This is a genomic window from Janthinobacterium sp. PAMC25594 (assembly GCF_019443505.1).
In the GTDB taxonomy this organism is placed as follows: domain Bacteria; phylum Pseudomonadota; class Gammaproteobacteria; order Burkholderiales; family Burkholderiaceae_D; genus Janthinobacterium.
On sequence record NZ_CP080377.1, the window covers coordinates 468,021 to 486,973 of the forward strand.

The 18,953-nt window shown below is 64.7% G+C and carries 16 protein-coding genes; 6 read left to right on the plus strand and 10 right to left on the minus strand.

The genetic code is table 11. The features are described 5' to 3' along the window. Positions 1 to 49: 49 nt before the first annotated feature. A complete protein-coding gene (locus KY494_RS02105; protein WP_219889683.1) occupies positions 50 to 6,241 on the plus strand; it encodes a YDG domain-containing protein in 6,192 nt (2,063 codons plus the stop codon). 35 nt (positions 6,242 to 6,276) lie between these two features. Here KY494_RS02105 and KY494_RS02110 read toward each other — a convergent pair whose 3' ends face one another. From KY494_RS02110 to KY494_RS02145, 8 genes are all read right to left on the minus strand, one after another. Further along, a complete protein-coding gene (locus tag KY494_RS02110) occupies positions 6,277 to 6,642 on the minus strand; it encodes a hypothetical protein (RefSeq protein ID WP_219889684.1) in 366 nt (121 codons plus the stop codon). Positions 6,643 to 6,669: 27 nt separating this feature from the next. Beyond that, a complete protein-coding gene (gene phnE / locus KY494_RS02115) occupies positions 6,670 to 7,470 on the minus strand; it encodes a phosphonate ABC transporter, permease protein PhnE (RefSeq protein ID WP_219134408.1) in 801 nt (266 codons plus the stop codon). After that, entirely contained in the window at positions 7,467 to 8,279 is an 813-nt protein-coding gene (locus tag KY494_RS02120) for an ABC transporter permease (protein ID WP_219891440.1), read from the minus strand. The genes phnE and KY494_RS02120 overlap by 4 nt, the downstream gene beginning before the upstream one ends. Before the next feature lie 17 nt (positions 8,280 to 8,296). Continuing rightward, a complete protein-coding gene (locus KY494_RS02125) occupies positions 8,297 to 9,109 on the minus strand; it encodes a phosphonate ABC transporter ATP-binding protein (protein WP_219889685.1) in 813 nt (270 codons plus the stop codon). 124 nt (positions 9,110 to 9,233) lie between these two features. After that, positions 9,234 to 10,103 (minus strand): putative selenate ABC transporter substrate-binding protein, encoded by an 870-nt coding sequence (locus KY494_RS02130; RefSeq protein ID WP_219889686.1) that lies wholly within the window; start codon positions 10,101 to 10,103, stop codon positions 9,234 to 9,236. Positions 10,104 to 10,129: 26 nt separating this feature from the next. Further along, positions 10,130 to 11,185 carry a selenide, water dikinase SelD gene (selD, locus tag KY494_RS02135; RefSeq protein WP_219889687.1) on the minus strand — a complete coding sequence of 352 codons (1,056 nt, stop codon included), beginning with the start codon at positions 11,183 to 11,185 and terminating at the stop codon, positions 10,130 to 10,132. Between the two features lie 45 nt (positions 11,186 to 11,230). After that, positions 11,231 to 12,322 (minus strand): tRNA 2-selenouridine(34) synthase MnmH, encoded by a 1,092-nt coding sequence (mnmH, locus tag KY494_RS02140; RefSeq protein WP_219889688.1) that lies wholly within the window; start codon positions 12,320 to 12,322, stop codon positions 11,231 to 11,233. Between the two features lie 79 nt (positions 12,323 to 12,401). Further along, positions 12,402 to 13,544 (minus strand): NAD(P)/FAD-dependent oxidoreductase, encoded by a 1,143-nt coding sequence (locus KY494_RS02145; RefSeq protein ID WP_258194605.1) that lies wholly within the window; start codon positions 13,542 to 13,544, stop codon positions 12,402 to 12,404. Positions 13,545 to 13,633: 89 nt separating this feature from the next. On the opposite strand from KY494_RS02145, the gene KY494_RS02150 reads away from it, so the two are divergent. Beyond that, on the plus strand, positions 13,634 to 14,317 hold the full coding sequence (locus KY494_RS02150) for a TetR/AcrR family transcriptional regulator (protein WP_219889689.1): 684 nt from the start codon (positions 13,634 to 13,636) through the stop codon (positions 14,315 to 14,317). On the opposite strand, the gene KY494_RS02155 is transcribed toward KY494_RS02150, so the two are convergent. After that, positions 14,314 to 15,003: an LrgB family protein gene (locus KY494_RS02155; RefSeq protein WP_096235499.1), complete on the minus strand. Its 690-nt coding sequence runs from the start codon at positions 15,001 to 15,003 to the stop codon at positions 14,314 to 14,316. The genes KY494_RS02150 and KY494_RS02155 overlap by 4 nt on opposite strands. Then, positions 15,000 to 15,458 carry a CidA/LrgA family protein gene (locus KY494_RS02160; RefSeq protein ID WP_219889690.1) on the minus strand — a complete coding sequence of 153 codons (459 nt, stop codon included), beginning with the start codon at positions 15,456 to 15,458 and terminating at the stop codon, positions 15,000 to 15,002. The genes KY494_RS02155 and KY494_RS02160 overlap by 4 nt, the downstream gene beginning before the upstream one ends. Before the next feature lie 103 nt (positions 15,459 to 15,561). On the opposite strand from KY494_RS02160, the gene KY494_RS02165 reads away from it, so the two are divergent. The 4 genes from KY494_RS02165 to KY494_RS02180 all read left to right on the plus strand — a co-directional run bounded on the left by KY494_RS02165 (position 15,562) and on the right by KY494_RS02180 (position 18,891). Then, positions 15,562 to 16,470, plus strand: coding sequence for a LysR family transcriptional regulator (locus KY494_RS02165; protein WP_219889691.1), 909 nt, complete (start codon positions 15,562 to 15,564; stop codon positions 16,468 to 16,470). Positions 16,471 to 16,495: 25 nt separating this feature from the next. Then, the gene (locus KY494_RS02170) at positions 16,496 to 17,314 is read left to right on the plus strand and encodes a glutaminyl-peptide cyclotransferase (protein ID WP_219889692.1); all 819 of its coding nucleotides are present in this window, start codon (positions 16,496 to 16,498) and stop codon (positions 17,312 to 17,314) included. A gap of 81 nt (positions 17,315 to 17,395) precedes the next feature. Next, entirely contained in the window at positions 17,396 to 18,250 is an 855-nt protein-coding gene (locus tag KY494_RS02175) for a hypothetical protein (RefSeq protein ID WP_219889693.1), read from the plus strand. Beyond that, positions 18,247 to 18,891 (plus strand): hypothetical protein, encoded by a 645-nt coding sequence (locus KY494_RS02180; RefSeq protein ID WP_219889694.1) that lies wholly within the window; start codon positions 18,247 to 18,249, stop codon positions 18,889 to 18,891. The genes KY494_RS02175 and KY494_RS02180 overlap by 4 nt, the downstream gene beginning before the upstream one ends. Positions 18,892 to 18,953: the final 62 nt, after the last annotated feature.

Consider the following 18,953-nt stretch of genomic DNA (forward strand, 5'->3'; position numbering starts at 1 on the left):
TCGCCGCATGCCCCCATTCCGTTTCCCTCTGCTTTGAAGGAGTACCACCATGCACGCGTCCATGAACCGTATTTATCGCCTGATCTGGAGCGAGATTCTTGGCGCCTGGGTCGCCGTGGCGGAAAACGCCAGGGGTAAAGGCAAGCGCAGCGGCCGCACCTTGCTCGCTCCGGCGTGCGCGGCGCTCGGTCTTGGCGCCAGCATGGCCGCCTTCGCGGCGCCGCCCGCGCCGACCGAGTTGCCGGCCGGCGCGAAGGTCGTTGGCGGCCAGGTCGTGATCACGCAGAATGGCGCGGCGATGAACATCCAGCAGGGCACGGCGCGCGGGGCGATCGACTGGCAGACGTTCAATCTTGGCGCCAAGGCCAGCGTCAATTTCGCCCAGCCTTCGGCCAGCGCCGTCACCTTGAACCGGGTACTCGATGCGCAACCGAGCCAGATTTTCGGCCGCATCACCTCGAATGGCCAGGTATTCCTGAGCAACCCGAATGGCGTTTATTTCAGTCCCTCCGCGTCGGTCGATGTGGGCGGACTGGTGGCCACCACCCACAATATGTCGAGCGCCGATTTCATGGCGGGCATGAACACGTTTTCCCGCGGGGGCGCGACGGGCAGCGTCATCAATGAGGGGAGCCTGCACGCGACGCTGGGCGGCTATATCGCCTTGCTGGCGCCGGAAGTGCGCAACTATGGCCTGATCATGGCCCGCGCCGGCACCGTGGCGCTGGCATCGGGCGAGCAGATCAAGCTGCAGTTCGGCGACAGCAATACCCTGGCCGGCGTAGTCGTTACGCCATCCGCGATCGCCGCCCTGGTCGAGAACCGGCAGGCGGTGCTGGCTCCCGGCGGCACCATCATCATGTCGGCCCAGGCGGCCAATCGCCTGATGGGCGGCGTGATCAACAACAGCGGCGCGCTGGAGGCCAACGGCTTGACGAGCGATGGCGGGCGCATCATGCTCACGGCGTCCGACCAGATCAGCGCCGGCGGCAGCATCAGCGCCAACGCGGCGCCCGGCAGCACGGGACGGGGCGGCACGGTGACCGTGATCGCGGACCTCGCCAATGCGGCCAGCCGCACCGATGTCAGCGGCAGTTTCAGTGCGCGCGGCGGCGACAGCGGCGGCGACGGCGGCTTCATCGAAACCTCCGCCAGCCACCTGACCATCCGCGACGCCACCCGCGTCGACGCGCGCGCCACGCACGGCAAGTCGGGCCGCTGGCTGCTCGATCCGGACGGCTTTACGATTGCCGCCAGCGGCGGCGATATCAGCGGCGCGACCCTGAGCAGCAACCTGGCGACCGCCGATGTCGCCATTGCCAGCACCAACGGCGGCGGCAGCGACGGCAATGTGACCGTCAATGATGCCGTCACCTGGAGCGCCAACAAGCTGACCCTGACGGCCACCAATGACGTCAATATCAATGCGGTGATGACGGCGAGCGGCACGGCCAGCCTCGATCTCGAGCCGACGGCAGGCAAGGTCAATACGTCATTTGGCGCCGGCAACACCTTCAAGGGTAAAGTCAATTTCGCCGGCAGCGGTACGTTGACGATCAAGAATCAGGTCTATACCGTCATCAACAGCCTGGGCGCCGACCGCAACGATATGACGCCGGGCACCTTGCAGGGCGTGCAAGCAAGTCAGAACGCCTTCTACGCGCTGGGCAGCGACATCGACGCCACGTCGACGGCTGCCTGGAATGCCAGTGGCGCCATCGGCATGCAGCAGTTTTCCATCTCATGGGGCGCATTCGACGGCCTCGGTCACGTCATCATCGCGCCTACGATCAACAACCAGTCGTCCTTGTTTGCCAGCCTGTATGGCGACAATACGGTTCAGCTGCGCAATCTTGGCATCGTCGGCGGCACGGTCAACGGGGCACAATACGCGTCCGGCATGGTCGGCCGGAGCTGGGGCAGCATCAGCAACAGTTTCTCGACCATGAACGTTACCGGCTTCAATAACACGGGTGGCCTGGTCGGCGAAAGCCAGGCCGGGATCATCACCAACAGCTATGCCGGCGGCACTATTTCGGGCACCACGAACGTGGGTGGACTGGTGGGGAGAATGTTCGGCGGGCAAACGATCAACAGCTACGCCAGCGGCAATGTCACGGGCACCACGGCGTTCATCGGCGGGCTGGCCGGCGTCAATTACTTCGGCACCATCAGCAGCAGCTACGCCAGCGGCAACGTCACTGGCAGTCAGGCCGTCGGTGGCCTGGTCGGCCTGAATCAGGCGGCGGGCGGCAGCGGCAGCAACATCATCAATACCTATGCCACGGGTGCGGTCAACGGCAACACCAATGTCGGCGGCCTGGTGGGCGAGAACGGTTCGAACATCAGCAACAGCTATGCCGTGGGCGCCGTGACTATCAACAATGGCAACACCAGTGTGGGCGGCCTGGTCGGCACGCTGACGGTCGATGGCGCCAACTCGCCGTCCGTCATTAGCAACAGCTTCTGGGATACCCAGACCAGCGGCCAGCCGGCCAGCGCTGGCGGCACGGGCAAGACTACTACCGAAATGAAAGCCATGGGCACCTTCACGGGCGCCGGCTGGAATTTTTCTTCGGCGCCCGTGTGGCAGATCAAGGCCAGCGTCAACAATGGTTACCCCTGCCTGACGGCGTTCGCCAACTGCACGATTTCCAAGCCGCTCAGCGTGCATGTGAACAGCAGCCAGAGCAGCAACATCTACGGCGACCTCGTCGGTACATTTACCTATAGCCTGTTCAATGGCAGCACACTGCTGGACGCGAACGGCATGGCCGCCCTTGGACTGGACGTCAGCGGCAGCGCCTTGTTTGGCGGCGCGCCCAGCGTCGGATCGAATGCGGGGCACTATCAGATTATCTACAACTCGGGCCTGGTCCTGGGCGGCGTCAACGCGGGTGACTACGTCTTCCTCGCCGATGCAGGCCTGAGCTACACGGTGTTCAAACGGCCGCTGGGCCTGGTCGCCACGCGCGAATACAACGGCGGCACCGTGATGGCCAGTAACGTTTTGCAGGTCACCAATCTGGTCGGTTCAGATTGCAGTGGCGGCCTGAGCGCCTGCGGCTTGACGGGCAGCGCCTCGGTCGCGAGCAAGAATGTCAGTGCGGGCGCCCAGGCGCTCGGGCTGGGAGGGCTGACCCTGACCGGCAGCAGTGCGCTCGATACCAACTACACGCTCACGGGCGCCAGCGGCACGGGCACCATCACGCCGCGCTCCCTGACGGTGTTCGCCAGCGGGACCAATCGCGTCTATAACGGCGGCACGACCGATATTGCCAACCTGACCCCGGACGACAACGTCGTGTTCGGCGACGCGCTGACGTATTCGTATACGTCTGCCAACTTCCTCGACAAGAACGTGGGCAATGGCAAGACCGTCAATGTGAGCGGCATCAGCATCGGCGGCCTGGATGCCGGCAACTATGCGCTGGCCAGCACGACTGCCGCCACGACAGCCAACATCACCCGGCGCGCGCTCGACGTGTTTGCCAGCGGGACCAACCGCGTCTATAACGGCGGTACCAGCGATGCCGTGACCTTGACGCCGGACGACAGCATCGTGTTCGGCGACCAGCTGACTTATTCTTACAGCGCCGCCAATTTCCTGAATAAAAATGTCGGCACCGGCAAGACCGTCAATGTGACGGGAATCAGCCTGGGCGGCGCCGACGCGGGCAACTACGCCATCGGCAGCACGAGCGCAACGACGCAGGCGAATATCACGGCGCGGCCGTTGTCTGTCTTCGCCAATGCCGGCAACCGTATTTACAACGGCACCACCACCGCGCTGGCCACCTTGACGCCGGACGACAGCGTCGTGTTCGGCGACCAGCTGACTTATTCTTACAGCACCGCCAATTTCCTGAATAAAAATGTCGGCACCGGCAAGACCGTCAACGTGGGCGGCATCAGTATCGGCGGCGCGGATGCGGGCAATTACAGTCTCGACAGCTCCACGGCGACGACCCACGCCAACATCACGCCGCGCTCACTGGCGGTGTTCGCCAGCGGGACCAATCGCGTCTACAACGGCGGCACGGTCGATATTGCCAACCTGACCCCGGACGACAGCGTCGTGTTCGGCGACGCGCTGACGTATTCGTACACGTCAGCCAACTTCCTCGACAAGAACGTGGGCAATGGCAAGACCGTCAATGTGAGCGGCATCAGCATCGGCGGCGCGGATGCGGGCAATTACAGTCTCGACAGCTCCACGGCGACGACCCACGCCAACATCACGCCGCGCTCACTGGCGGTGTTCGCCAGCGGGACCAATCGCGTCTACAACGGCGGCACGGTCGATATTGCCAACCTGACTCCGGACGACAGCGTCGTGTTCGGCGATGCGCTGACGTATTCGTACTCGTCGGCCAATTTCCTCGACAAGAACGTGGGCAATGGCAAGACCGTCAATGTGAGCGGCATCAGCATCGGCGGCCTGGATGCCGGCAACTATAGCCTGGCCAGCACGACTGCCGCCACGACAGCCAACATCACCCCGCGCGCCCTGCAAGTGTTCGCCAGCGGAAGCAACCGCGTCTATAACGGCGGCACCGGCGATGCCGTGACCTTGACGCCGGACGACAGCATCGTGTTCGGCGACCAGCTGACTTATTCTTACAGCACCGCCAATTTCCTGAATAAAAATGTCGGCACCGGCAAGACCGTCAACGTGGGCGGCATCAGTATCGGCGGCGCGGATGCGGGCAATTACAGTCTCGACAGCTCCACGGCGACGACCCACGCCAACATCACGCCGCGCCCACTGGCCGTCTTTGCCAGCGGGACCAATCGCGTGTATGACGGCGGCACGGCCGATATTGCCAACCTGACCCCGGACGACAGCGTCGTCACGGGTGACGTGCTGAGCTTTAGCTATGCATCGGCCAATTTCCTGGACAAGAATGTCGGCGTCGGCAAAACGGTCAATGTGAGCGGCATCAGCATCGGCGGTAGTGACGGCGGAAATTACGCTCTGGAAAATACCACGGCCCTTACGCATGCCGATATCACGCCGCGCATGCTCAAGGTCAGTGCCAGCGGCGTCAATCGCGTGTATGACGGCAGCCGCAACGCGACGCTCACCCTGGCCGATGACCGGGTTGCCGGCGATGTGCTGAGCGTTACCGACGAAGTGGCGACATTTTCCGACAAGAACGTCGGCACGGCAAAGGCCATCAGCGTGACGGGCATCGCGGTCGCCGGCATCGACGCGGCCAACTATGCCTACAACACATCGGCCACGACCACGGCCGACATCACGGCGCGGGTCTTGACGGTCAGCGCAAGCGGCGTAAACCGTATCTACAACGGCGGCACGGACGGCAGCGCGATACTGGCGGACAACCGGGTGGCGGGGGATCTGTTGACGCTGAGCGGCAATGCCAGCTTCGCGGACAAGAACGCCGGTGTGGGCAAGACTATGGGCGTCAGCAATATTGCGGCCAGCGGCGCCGATGTCGCCAACTATGTCCTGGGCGGCACGGGAGTCACCACCACGGCCAATATCACGCCGCGCGCGCTCACGGTGGGCGCCACGGGGATCGACCGGCAATTCGATGGAACCGTCGCCGCGATGGTCGTGCTGGCTGACAACCGCATTGCTGGCGATCTGCTGACGCTCGCCGATGGCGCGGCCAGCTTCGCCACTGCCGATGTGGGCAGCAATAAGCCGGTCACGGTCACGGGGATCAGTATCGCGGGTAGCGATGCCGCCAACTACAGCTTGCAAAACACCAGCACCAGCACCAGCACCATTGCCAGTATCCTGGCCGCAGGCGTCGAGCCGACCCGGGTGCCGCAATTGCCGGTCACCGTGCCTGTCGTTCCGGCACCGACCTCGGCGGCATCGCCGTTGACGCTGCAAGCGCCTGTGCCGGGTGGCCGGATCGCCGATGGCCAGCGCAATAGCGCTATCACGGTGTCGCTGGTGCGTCCGTTGTCGGATGGCCAGCCGGGCATGGTGAGCGTGTCGATTCCCAAAGATATGGTGAGCAAGGGTGACGCTTTCAGCTTTGCCTTGCCGGCGCCATTGACGGCGGCCCTGTCAGACCCGCGCGCGTCGGTGCGCATCAGCAGGACCGATGATGCGCCTCTGCCGGCATGGTTGCGCTACGTTGCGCAGACGCACAGTTTCGACGTCTCGGCCGCACCTGCCGGCGCGCTGCCGTTCGAAGTGAAAATCATGATCAATGGGAAACGGTGGATCCTGGTTCTGGCGGAGGGCACGGATAAATAGCGCCTGAGCGCTGCTGGCCGACTCAGGTTTCCCGCTCAGGACTGGTCCCACACCTCGACCGTCAATACCTGCCCGGGTGGGCAAGCGGCGATGCGGTCGCGGTGCAGCGTGATGCTGCCGGGCCAGCCGGCGAGCCGGTCTTCCTGAAAGACGCCTTCCTGCGCCTCGGCGATGCCGCTGGCCAGGAGCGGCGTCAGGTCCGACGCCCGTACCGTGTAGCGGTTCGGAAAGCCGTTGCAGCTCAGCTGGCTCGCCTTGCCTTGTTCACACAATTGCGTGATCCAGCCCAGGCCGCCCAAGCCCGCTTCCCAAGTAGCCAGGATGGCGTTCTTGTTGACCTTGGCCAGGTCGGCCATCTGTTCCGGTGTTTCTGTCGAGATAATGGTCCACCAGCCTGACATCGGTATTCCTTGTGAAAAGTAAAAAAATCAACGGGTCATGGCGCGGCGCAGCACATAGCTGAGGCCATCGACGGCGGCCACCATCAGCAGCATGGCGACGATGACGGTCGCGGCGCTCTGCATCTGGAACAGCGACAGATGGTATTTCAGCATCTGCCCCAGGCCGCCCGCACCGACGACGCCGAGGATGGCGGCGGCGCGGATATTGTTTTCCCAGCGGTACAGCGTATACGACATCATCTGCGGCCCGCATTGCGGCAAGGTCGCGTACAAAAAGGCCACGGCGGGCCGGGCGCCGTTGATGCGCAAGGTGGCGGCGGGCAGGGGCGGGCAGTTTTCAAACGCATCGGCAAACAATCGGCCCAGCACGCCCACCGTGTGCAGGGCCAGCGCCAGGGTACCCGCGAACGGGCCGAGGCCGGCGGCGATCAGCAAAATCGAGGCCCACACCAGTTCGGGGATCGAGCGCAGCACGTTCAAGATTGCGCGCGTGGCGTTGCGCGCCAGCTTGCCGAAACGCCCGCTGGCGGGCAGGGCCAGCAGCGCGCCCAGCACGGCGGCGATCACCGTGCCGATGGCCGACATGGCCAGGGTCTCGAAGGTGGCCACGCCGACTTTCATCAGAAAGTCGGGCGCCAGCTCGGGCGGGGCGAAGCCGTGCAGGAAATCGGCGCTCGTGCGCACGGCGTCGGCACTGAAGAACTCGCCCCATTTCAGGGGCAGGGTGGCGAAGCTGGCGATGACCAGCAGCAGCAAGCCGGCCAGCAAGGCCCAGGTGGACCCGCGCACGCGAGGGGACACCGGCAGCATGGATGTGTCGCCCTTCATGCCAGCCTCCGGCGCAGCATGGCGGAAACGGCATCGGCGCCTGCCACCAGCAGCACGAACACCATCAGCATGGTGGCCAATTCATTGCCCGCCATCATCTTCATCGATTCATCCATGCGCTGCCCCAGGCCGCCCGCGCCGACAAAACCCATGACGACGGAACCGCGGATCGCGCATTCCCAGCGGTAAATCGTGTATGACACCAGTTCCGCGGCCGATTCGGGCAGGGCGCCGTACAGCAATGCTTTTAATCTGCCGCTGCCGTTGTGCAATAGCGCGTTGCAGGCGGACGCATCCGACGATTCGAGGATTTCCGCATACACCTTGCCCAGCATGCCGCAATACGTGAGCGCGATGGCGATCACGCCGGCCGTCGGCCCCAGGCCGACGATGCGCACTAATAGCAATGCCCAGACCAGCTCCGGCACGCTGCGCAGCAGCACCAGCAGCGCGCGCACGCAATGGCGCACGCTGGCGGCCAGCGGCGACACCCGGCCGGAGCCGATGCGCGAAATCGACAAACGCTCCGTCACCAGCAAGGTCAATGGGATGGCGCCCAGCATGGCCAGCGCCATGCCGGCCGTGGCCATGGCGATGGTTTCCCAACTGGAAATGGCCACCAGTTGCAAAAATTCCAGCGAGTGGGCGGGCGGCACGAAGCTGGCAAGGAATTGCCAGGTGGCTGCCAGGCTTTGCGCATCGAACAGTATCCACGGCTTGAATTCGGCCTGCACCAGCATCGGCCACAGCACGAGCAGCACGACGGCAGCTGCGCTCAAGCGGCCGCGCCAGGCGGGGTCGCGCGGCATGGCGGCGTTGGCGCTCTTCAGCAAAGGGGCCTCGCGGCGTCCAGCTTCGCGTCCACTGCCTCGAACTGCGGCGCGGGATCGGCCTTGTTGCGGTACAGTTCGGCGATCATGGCGTCGCTGACCTCGCTAGCAGGCAAGTCGAAGACGATCTTGCCGTCGCGCAAGGCGACGATGCGCGCAAAGCAGGCGCGCGCGATCTCCACCTGATGCAGGCTGCAGATCAGGGTGGCGTTGCGCGCCGTCGCTTCCGCCTGCAGCACATGGATCGTCTGCAAAGCCAAAGTGGGGTCGAGCGCGGACAACGGTTCGTCGACGAGGAACGCTTGCGCATTCGACACGAGCGCGCGCGCCATGCCACAGCGCTGGCGTTCACCGCCGGACAGGCGGTCGACCCGCGCATACAGTTTATCCTGCAGGTTGAATTTACCTAACGCTTCCCACGCGGCGCGCGGATCGACGGGCGCCAGCAGCGAACGGATGGCCGTCCACAAGCTCCAATGGGGCAGGCGGCCCGCCAGCACGGCGTTGACGACGCGCTGGCGCGGCGGCAGCGGTGGCGTTTGCGGCGCCAAAAACAGGCGCGCGCGCAAGGCGTGGCGCGCGGCGCTGCCCAGCTGCCAGGGAGAGCTGCCGAGGACGCTCAAGGTGCCGGACTCGGGGCGCAGCGCGCAGGCCAGCGTATGCAGCAAACTGGTCTTGCCGGCGCCGGACGGCCCGATCAGGGCGATCTGTTCGCCCTGGGCCACGTCCAGATCCAGCTCGCGCAGGGCCAGCGCACTGCCGGCGGCGCCCGCGTGGTGGACGCTGACCTTGTGAAGTTGGAATGTCATGCTATGTTCGGTGTGGGGCGTTGGTGTGTCGGATTACGCGGCTGCGCCGCTAATCCGACCTACGCCATGCGACGGCAGCGTAGGTCGGATTAGGCCGGAGGCCGTAATCCGACAGATTCAGCAATTATTTCAACAGCTTCGCATCGCGCGCAGCCGCTTCGATATCCTTGTAGTTCTCGGCCTTGGTCGGGATGAACTTCGTGGCGCGCTGCAAGTCCAGGATTTCCTTGCCTTCCGGCGTGGAAGCATCGAGCGCCAGGAAGGCGTCCGTCAGCTTCTTGCGCACGACGGGGTTCATGTCGGCGCGCACGCTCCAGTTGTAATCGTAGTAGCCCGGTGTCGTGTAGAACACGCGCACCTTGCTGGGATCGACTTTTTTCGCTTCCACCAGTTTTTCCCACACGGAGATGTTCAAGGTGCCGGCATCGACCTTGCCGCCGGCCACGGCCGCCACGGTGGCGTCATGCGCGCCCGAGAACGCGATGCGCTTCATGTCCGTGTCCGGGTTGATCTTGGCGGCCAGCAGGTAGTAACGGGGCATCAAGTGGCCCGAAGTCGACGATTCCGAACCAAACGTGAAATTCTTGCCCTTCAGGTCCGACAATTGATTGATGTCCTTGCTGGTGGTGACGAACACGGAGCGGAACTTCGTGTCTTCCTCGCGCTGTACCAGCGGCACGATCTTGCCGCCGCTGCGCACGTTCGCTTGCACGAAGGTAAAACCGCCGAACCAGACCATGTCGAGCTTGTTATTGATCAAGCCTTCCACGGACGCCGCGTAATCGGTGACGGGCGTAAATTCCACCTTCATGCCCAGCTTCTTCTCCAGATAGCTGCCCAGCGGCTTGAACTTGCGCTGCAATTCCGTCGGCGCTTCGTCGGGGATGGCGGACACGCGCAACACTTGCTGCGCCTGCGCCAGGCCGCTGTGGATGGCCAAGGTGGCGGCGACGGTGGCCAGGATGGCGGGGAACTTGTTGGAGAACGTGGTCATGGGACTGCCTTTGAAAAGATTGTTCATTAATATACGGAAACCCCGGTACTGCCATCCTGCATCTCGCCGATGACGACGGCGTCGCCAAAGCCTTCGGCGCGGAAAATCGCCAGCACTTGCTCGACGGCTTCCGGCGCGCACGCCACCAGCAGGGGGCCGGCCGTCTGCGGGTCCGTCAGGATCGCCTTGTCGATGGCGCTTAAATTGTCGGCCAGCGTCACTTGTGCGCCGTATCCCTGCCAGTTGCGGCCGGAGGCGCCCGTGATGTTGCCATTTTGCGCCAGCTGCTGCACTTGCGGCAGCAGCGGCACGTCAGCCATGGCGATGCTCGCCTGCAACTTGGCGCCGCGCGCCAGTTCCAGCGTGTGGCCCAGCAAGCCGAAGCCCGTCACGTCCGTCAGCGCATGCACGCCATCGAGCAGGGCCAGTTTCTTGCCCGGGGTATTCAATTTGGTGGTGTTATCGATCAAGGACGCGTAGCCATCCGCGTCCAGCGCATTCTTTTTCAGCGCGGCCGACAGGATGCCCACGCCGATCGGCTTGCCCAATACCAGTTTGTCGCCGGCGCGCGCGCCCGCGTTGCGCTTCACCTGCGACGGGTGGACCAGGCCCAGCACGACCAGGCCATAGATCGGCTCGACGGAATCGATGGTGTGGCCGCCCGCGATGGGGATGCCGGCCTGGGCGCAGATGGTTTCGCCGCCTTTCAAGATGAGGCCGATGGTTTCCACGGGCAGCTTGTTGATCGGCATGCCGACCAGGGCCAGCGCCATGATGGGCGTGCCGCCCATGGCGTACACGTCGGAAATGGCGTTGGTGGCGGCGATGCGGCCAAAATCGAACGGGTCGTCGACGATGGGCATGAAGAAATCCGTCGTGGCGATCAGCGCCTGCTCGTCGTTGAGCTGATAGACGGCCGCGTCATCCGAGGTTTCTATGCCGACCAGCAATTCCTTCGGCAGTGGAAAGCCGCCGCTGCCCTTTAAAATGTCGGCCAGCACGCCGGGCGCGATTTTGCAGCCGCAGCCGCCGCCATGGGCAAATTCGGTCAATCGGATTGGGGTTGGATCGCTATCGGACATGGTCGTCATCCTGCTGAAAAAAAGTATGAAAGGCGGCGCCAGCGTTCACGCGGCGCTGGCGGTACGGGGTTCGCCGACGATAGCACATAACGCGCGCGCGGCTTGCTCAAAGGCATGTTCTGAAATATCGGGCAAGACCAGCGGCGTCGCCTGGGCGTAGCGGCTGAAGTTGCGGGCGATCGATTGCCGGTAGACGGGGTCGTAATGCTGGACCAGCAACTCTTCCACCAGCTCGGCCATCTGGCCCGAGGTCGCCAGTTGCTGCCAGTGGGCAATTTTCTCCTTGCCATGCAGTTGCGTCAACAGGGCCAGCTGCACGTTCAGGCGCACGGGGTCGCCGACGAAATGTTCATAGTCTTGCATCAGCAATTGCACGCGCTGCTCCGTGGCCAGCCGCACGTCCGTGCAGGCGGCCGCGCGCATCTTTTCCATCAGCGCGTCGGGCACGCGCAGCCGGCCCACTTTTTTGCTTTCCGATTCGATGAACACGGGCAGCGTCGGGTCGAAATGGCGCAACTGCTGCCACAGCGCGCTTTCAAACGCCTTTTGCGAGGGCTGGTCCGCGTCCGGCAAGCCGCCCAGCACGGAGCCGCGGTGCGCCGCCAGGTCTTCCAGATCGATCACCTGCGCGCCTTGTTTGTCGAGCACCTGCAACAGGCGGCTCTTGCCGCTGCCTGTGGGGCCGCACAGCACGTTGATGAAGTCGAAACGTTCGGGCAGGGTGGCCAGCTCGGCATTCACGTGGCGCCGGTATTCCTTGTAGCCGCCGTCGAGCTGCGTGACGGGCCAGCCGATGCGCGCCAGGATATGCACCATGGCGCCGCTGCGGTTGCCGCCGCGCCAGCAGTAAACGAGCGGCTTCCAATCGTGCGGGTGACCGAGGAAACCGTCTTCGATATGCCGCGCGATATTTTTCGCCACCAGTGCCGCGCCCAGCTTCTTCGCTTCGAAGGCACTGGTCTGTTTATATAAAGTACCCACGCGCACGCGCTGCTCGTCGTCCAGCACGGGCAGGTTGATGGCGCCCGGCAAGTGGTCTTCCGCGAACTCGGACGGGCTGCGCACGTCGATGATGGCATCGAATTCGTGCAAGCGGGGCAGGATGTCGCTGAAAGGCAGGACTGCAGGGTATTTCATCGTGGCGCGGCTGCTTGGAATGGGGAAAGGCGTATTATCCCCGATAAACGCCACTGGCGTGGGGCTTTGGCGCCGCCGTTCACACTGCGCGCGCCGGGCCGGCGTCCCGCATGCCCGTAAAGAACCGCACCAGGCCGTGCGGGGCATCGTCGTCGAAGCACAGGCGCAGGATGCGCTCCGACTCCGCCGCGGCCGCGCCGCTGCGCGCAAACAGCGCCGTTTCATACGCCAGCAGGGCCGCCGCCATGTCGTTCGGCTGCGCGGCAAGCGCCTGCGCCAGCTCGGCGCCGTCCAGCATGGCCAGGTTGGCGCCTTCACCCGCTGGCGCCATCAAATGGGCCGCGTCGCCCAGCAAGGTCACGCCCGCCACGCGCTGCCAGCGGTGGTCGACGGGCAGCAGCTGCACGGGACGGGGCACGGGCGGCGTGTCCGCGTCCGTGATCAGGGCCGTGAGCGCCGGCGCCCAGCCTGCAAACTGGTCGGCGATGGCCGCCCGGGCGGCGGCCGGGTCGGCAAAATCGATGCCGGCCAGCCACTCCTCGGGCTTACTCAGGGCCATATACGCATGCAGCACGCCATCGGCTTCGCGGTGGGCCTGGATGCCCTTGCCCGGCGCCAGCGCGAACAGGGCGCCGGCGCCCACGGCTTGCGCGCTGGCCCGGTGGCGGCGGTCGCTGTCGAACAGATACGTTTCAATGAAGGCAATGCCGCTATAGGCGGGCTGCGCGCTGGAGAGCAGCGGCCGCACCCGGGACCAGGCGCCGTCCGCGCCCACCAGCAGATCGCTGGCCGCCGTGGCGCCATGCGCAAAGTGTAAAAGGTGCCGGCCGCCGCCCAGCGTTGCGACGTTGGTCAATTTGTGGCCCCAGCGCACGCAGCCGTCAGGCAAGGCATCGAGCAGGATGCGGCGCAGTTCGCCGCGCGGCACTTCGGGCCGGCCGCCCGTGCCGTCGTCCCCCTCGTCGTGCAGGACCGTGCCGTGCTGGTCGAGCACGCGGCTCGCTTCGCCGCCTGCGTGGATGAGGGCGCGGAAGGCGTCGTGCAGGCCGCCCGCCCGCAGCGCTTGCTGGCCCGTTTCTTCGTGGATATCCAGCATGCCGCCCTGGCGGCGCGCCTGCGGCGATGCATCCGCTTCATACACGGTGGCGGCGATGCCGTGGACGTGCAGCACGCGGGCGAACATCAGCCCGCCCAGGCCCGCGCCGATGATGGCGATATGCATGGTGATCCTTCAGATAGTTTTCAAAACAATAATGGAACAACGTTCCAGAAGAATTTTGCGGCAAGCCGCCATCTGTGTCAAGATAAGCGATGCCCCATACCGTAGCGACCCCACCACGACGCGCCGACACGCTGACGCGCGACACCATCATCGACGCCGCCATTGCCCTGCTCGACACAGCGGGCGAGGGCGGCCTGACCTTCCGCGCCCTGGCCGCGCGCCTGGCGACGGGCGCGGGTGCCATCTACTGGCACGTGGCCGACAAGGATGATTTGTTCACGGCCGCCAGCGACGCCATCGTCGCCCGCGCCATGCAGGACGCCCCGCCTGGCGATACGCCGCAGGCGGGCATCCGCGCCGTGGCGCTGGCCATGTTCGAGGCCATGGATGCGCATCCGTGGCTGGGCTCGGCCCTGTCGCGCGCGCCGGGCCAGCTGCCCACCGTGCGCATCCTGGAGCGCCTGGGCCGGCAGGTCGATGCGCTGGGCGTGCCGCAGGACCGCCAGTGGATGGCGGCATGTGCCTTGCTCAATTATTTGCTGGGCGTGAGCGGGCAGAATGCGGCCAACGCCGTCATCGCCCGGGAACAGGGCCTGGAGCGCGCGCATTTCCTCGACACCCTGGCGGGCGCCTGGTCACGCCTCGATGCGCAAGCATTTCCGTTTGCGCGCAAGGTGGCGGGCCAGTTGCGCGCGCACGACGACCGCGCGGATTTTTTGGCGGGCATCGACCTGATCGTGCATGGCATGCAGGCGCTGCAAGCGGGCCGCTAGCCCAGCAGATGCCCCAGCAGCGGCGCCAGCAGCACCGTCACGATGCCGGAAAAGATCATCGTCAGGCTGGCCACGGCGCCTTCTTCCGTGCCCACGCGGCGCGCCACGGACAAACCAAAACCGTGCGCGGCCGCGCCATACGGGGCGCCGCGCGCGATGCGCATGCGCAAGGGCAGCAGTTTTAATAACGGTTTACCGAGCATCAAGCCGAACAAGCCCGTCATCACCACGAAGATGCCCGTCAGCTGGGCCGAGCCGCCCATGTGGCGCGACGCTTCCAGCGCGAATGGTGTCGAGACGGAACGCGCCAGCAGGCTGCGCGCCATGTCGCCGTGCACGCCAAATACCCGGTCCAGCAGCAATGTGGCGGCCACGGAGGCGACGATGCCGGCGCAGCTGCCCAGCGACAAGGCCAGCCAGTGCTTGCGGATCAGTTTGCGCTCCTGGAAAATGGGCAGCGCAAACGCGATGGTGGCAGGGCCCAGCAGCCACGGCAGCCAGCGCGTCTCGCCGAAATACGTGGCGAACGGCGTCGAGGTGGCCTGCACGATGATGATCAATATCGCCGAGGTGCAGATGGCGGGCGTCAGCAAAAAATGCGGATGGCGGCGGTGCAGCGCCTGGTTGGCGTAGAACAGTACCAGGGTCAGCAGCAAAAACAGCAACGACAGGACGAGGGTGCTCATGCTTGCGCCCTGGCTGCGCGCTGGCGCAGCAGCTTATTCAGACGCAACTTGCGTTCATAACGGCACACCCATTCCACCGTCAAGGCCGTGGCCAGCATCACGCTGGCAAAACCGAGGCCGATATTCACGAACAGCATCAAGCCCTGCGACTTCAACAGTTGCGTAAATTGCACCACGGACACCACCAGCGGTATGAAGAACAGCAGCATATTGGCCAGCAGCCAGTTCGCGCCCAGTTCGATGGTGGCCGGACGCACCCAGCCCGACAGCAGCAGGGCCACCAGCACGAACAGGCCCACGACGCCGCCGGAAAACGGCAAGTGCAGGGCGGAAGCGGCCTCGTCGGCCAGCCACCAGGCGGCGATCAGCACGCCCACTTGCCACGCGGTCTGCGCGGGCTGGCGCCAGGCAGCGATGGGGGGCAGGGCGGCGGTGGAACAGTGCAAGGCTTTCACGGCGGGCTTTCAAACGGCTGGGGGAAGGTTTCATTGTAGTGATCCCACATCAAAAGATAAAATGACTTAAACTCATGATTATCATTCGATATTGGAATGCATCATGGATATCCGCTCCCTGCGCTACTTCGTCGAAGTGGTCGAGCAAGCCAGTTTTACGCGCGCGGCCGCCAGGCTGCACGTGACGCAACCCACCGTCAGCAAGATGATCCAGCAATTGGAACAGTCGCTGGACCTGGCTTTGCTGGACCGCGCCGGCAAGCGTTTTACGCTGACGGATGCGGGCAAGGTGGTGCTGTCGCGCGCGCATGAACTGCTGGCCCTGCACGCGGAACTGAAGGTGGAGTTGCGCGACCTGCAACATCTGGAACGGGGAGAATTGCGCGTCGGCGTGTCGCCGCAAACCCACTCCACGCTGGCGCCGTGGCTGGCCGAATACCACCAGCGCTATCCGGGCATCGAGCTGAAAATGTATGAAAGCGGCACGCAGGCGATCGAGCGCGACTTGCGCACCGGCACGGTGGAACTGGGCACCATGCTCGACTATCCTGGCAACGCGGCCACCTGGCAGGATTTCGAAGCCTTGCCCCTCGTGCGCTCGCCGCTGTGCCTGCTGGCTGCGCCCGGCTCGCCGTGGCAGGGGCGCGCCTCGGTGGCCCTGGCCGAGCTGGCCGACAGTCCATTCATCTTCTACGGCGCCGCGTTTGCCCTGAACGACATCGTGCAGGATGCCTGCCAGCGGGCCGGCTTCGCGCCGCGCATCACGGGCCGCAGCGGCCAGTGGGATTTTATCGCCTCGCTGGTGCGGCTGGGCGTGGGCATCTGCCTGCTGCCAAAGATGTATTGCGACACGCTTGAGGCCGCGCAATTTGACGTGATTCCCCTGGCCGGCCCTCCCGTGGAGTGGAATCTGATGCTGGCCTGGCGCCGGGGCGGACGGCTGTCGTTCGCCGCGCGCGCCTGGCTGGACCTCGTCAGGGCGCGCATGGCGGACGCGGCACGTTTACAATAGGCGCTCGCCAACCACCGTCAAGCATATGAAGAACACAGGTAAAACCAGACTGAAACGTACGGCCGGCTCTCTGCTGCTGGGATTGTTATGCACCGTGGGCCTGATGAGCGAAATGGGCTATGCCCAGGCGGCCATTCCCGTGTATGGCTATTTCGTCAAGAATACCTATCCGCACGACCCCCAGGCGTTCACCCAGGGCTTGCTGTTCAAGGATGGCCACCTGTATGAAAGCACGGGCCAGAACGGCCAGTCCTCCTTGCGCAAGGTGGAATTGACGACGGGCAAAGTGCTACAGAAAAGCATGCTGGACAAAAAAGTGTTCGGCGAGGGCATCACGGACGTGGGCGATGAGATCCTCGGCCTGACGTGGATTTCGCAGACCGGCTATGTGTTCGACCAGAAGACGTTCAAACTGAAACGCACCTTCAGCTATCAGGGCGAAGGCTGGGGCCTGGCCAGCGATGGCAAATTTGTCTACATGAGCGATGGCACGTCCGCCATCCGCGTGCTCAATCCGAAAACCCTGGCCGAGGTGCGCCGCTTCGAAGTGAAGGCGGAAGGCCGCCCCATCGACCGCCTGAACGAGCTGGAAATGGTCGATGGCGAACTGTTCGCCAATGTGTGGGGCGCGGACGTGATCGCCCGCATCGACCCGGCCAGCGGCAAGGTCGTGGGCTGGATCGACCTGACGGGCCTGCTGCCGCCCGAGCAGCGGGGCACGGCCAATCCCGACGCCGTGCTCAACGGCATCGCCTGGGATGCGCGCGGCAAGCGCCTGTTTGTCACGGGCAAACTGTGGCCCAAGCTGTTCGAGATCGAACTGATTGAAATCGAGCGCCGTTGATGTTGGCTATCGGACAGTGTTGCTAGTGGGGAATCGTCTATGATATGCCTCCTTCGCACCTTGCGACCTTTACAGGATGCCATGCTGTCCCTCTCCTTTTGCCGCCTGGCGGCGGCCGCCACCCTCGCCGCCGCCATCGTGCCCTGCGCGCAGGCGCAAGCGCCCTACGTGCCGGTGACCATTCAGTACGGCGACTTCGTCGTCACCAGCGACCGCTTCGACCCGCTCGTCACTTTGTCTTTCCGTCAGCACGGCTACTGGCCCGGCGGCGCGCGCGAAGTGGCGGAAGTGCGCCCGCTGAAAGCCACGCGCGAGGGCCAGCCCATGCTGCTGGCGTTTACCAAGGGCTATACGGGCCAGGGCACCATCCTCATCGGCGTGCAAAATGGCGAACCGCTGATGCGTCCCATCAGTCCCATGCAGCGGGACAGCATGGTGCGCACGGAGCGCGACCCCGAATGGGGCGTGCCGCAGCCGGGCAATCCCGAGGTGCTGCTGTTTGCCCGCGACGGCCGCGCGCTCGACACGCGCACGGGCGAACTGCTGTGGTTTGACGTGCCGGGTGGCGTCACGGGCGATTACGCGCCCGCCATGCTGGTCTCCGTCTCGCCCGACGGGCGGCGCGGCGCGTATCTGACGAATGCGCTGACGAAGGTGGGGATCATCGTCGCCACGCGCGACGATGGCGTGGCCGGCGTGCTGGCCTTGCCGCCCGATACCTATCAACGGTGGCTGAAACCGTTGTCGGATGCCGCTTCCGCGCAGGCGGGCGCCGCCATCAAGGCGCGCCAGGGCCGCACGGATTCGAACCGCATCCGGCGCGAGCTGGAACTGGCCTGGTTCGGCCAGCAATTTCAATGGAAACAAGGCAAGAACGGCTGGCAAGTGACGGGCCTGGGCCTCGCTACCGCGCCGCCGGAAGGAAAACAGCCATGACACTACCCAAACTCCTCGCCGGCTGCTGCGCCGCCTCCTTGCTGGCCGGCTGCGTGCATGGCGAGCTGTTCCCCAAGGATTATCTGGCGCAAGATATTGACAAGCAACAAGCCTTGCTGGAACTGGATGTGGTCTTCGGCAACGCGCCCGATGACAAGCTGACGTCGCGCGTGACGGCGCACAACAGCGTGGAATACGCGGGCGCGCCGCATATCGTCGTGCCGTTCTACCAGAAGGGCCTCGGCTTCGACCAGGGTTTTGCCGGCACCTACATGTTTGCCGTGCCGTATCCGATTGCCAAGGTCGAGACGGCCACGGCCAGCAGCCGCGTCTTCGGCCAGAAACTTGAAGGCCAGCAGCCGGGCAACCCCCGCTACCGCTTCCGCGTGCCGGGCAAGGCGCAATGGAACAGCAATGAAACCTTCATGCTGAGCTTTGAGCGCAAGGGCCGCCGCGAAGAGATCACCTTCCGCTTCAGCAACGAGCAAAGCTGCCCATCCGCCTTCCTGGCCACGACGCCCAAATATGGCTTCCCCATCAAGGTCGTCGCCACGTTCAAGGAAAACAAAGGCTGCCTGAAAGTGTGCGACAGCCGCGACCAGTGGTCGGGTTTCTGCGCCTTCCAGCCGCCGCCGGCCTGAGCATGGCGGGCCCCTGCCGAGTAAAGGGCGGAAGAAAAAAACCCGCCGCTGCGGGGCAGGGC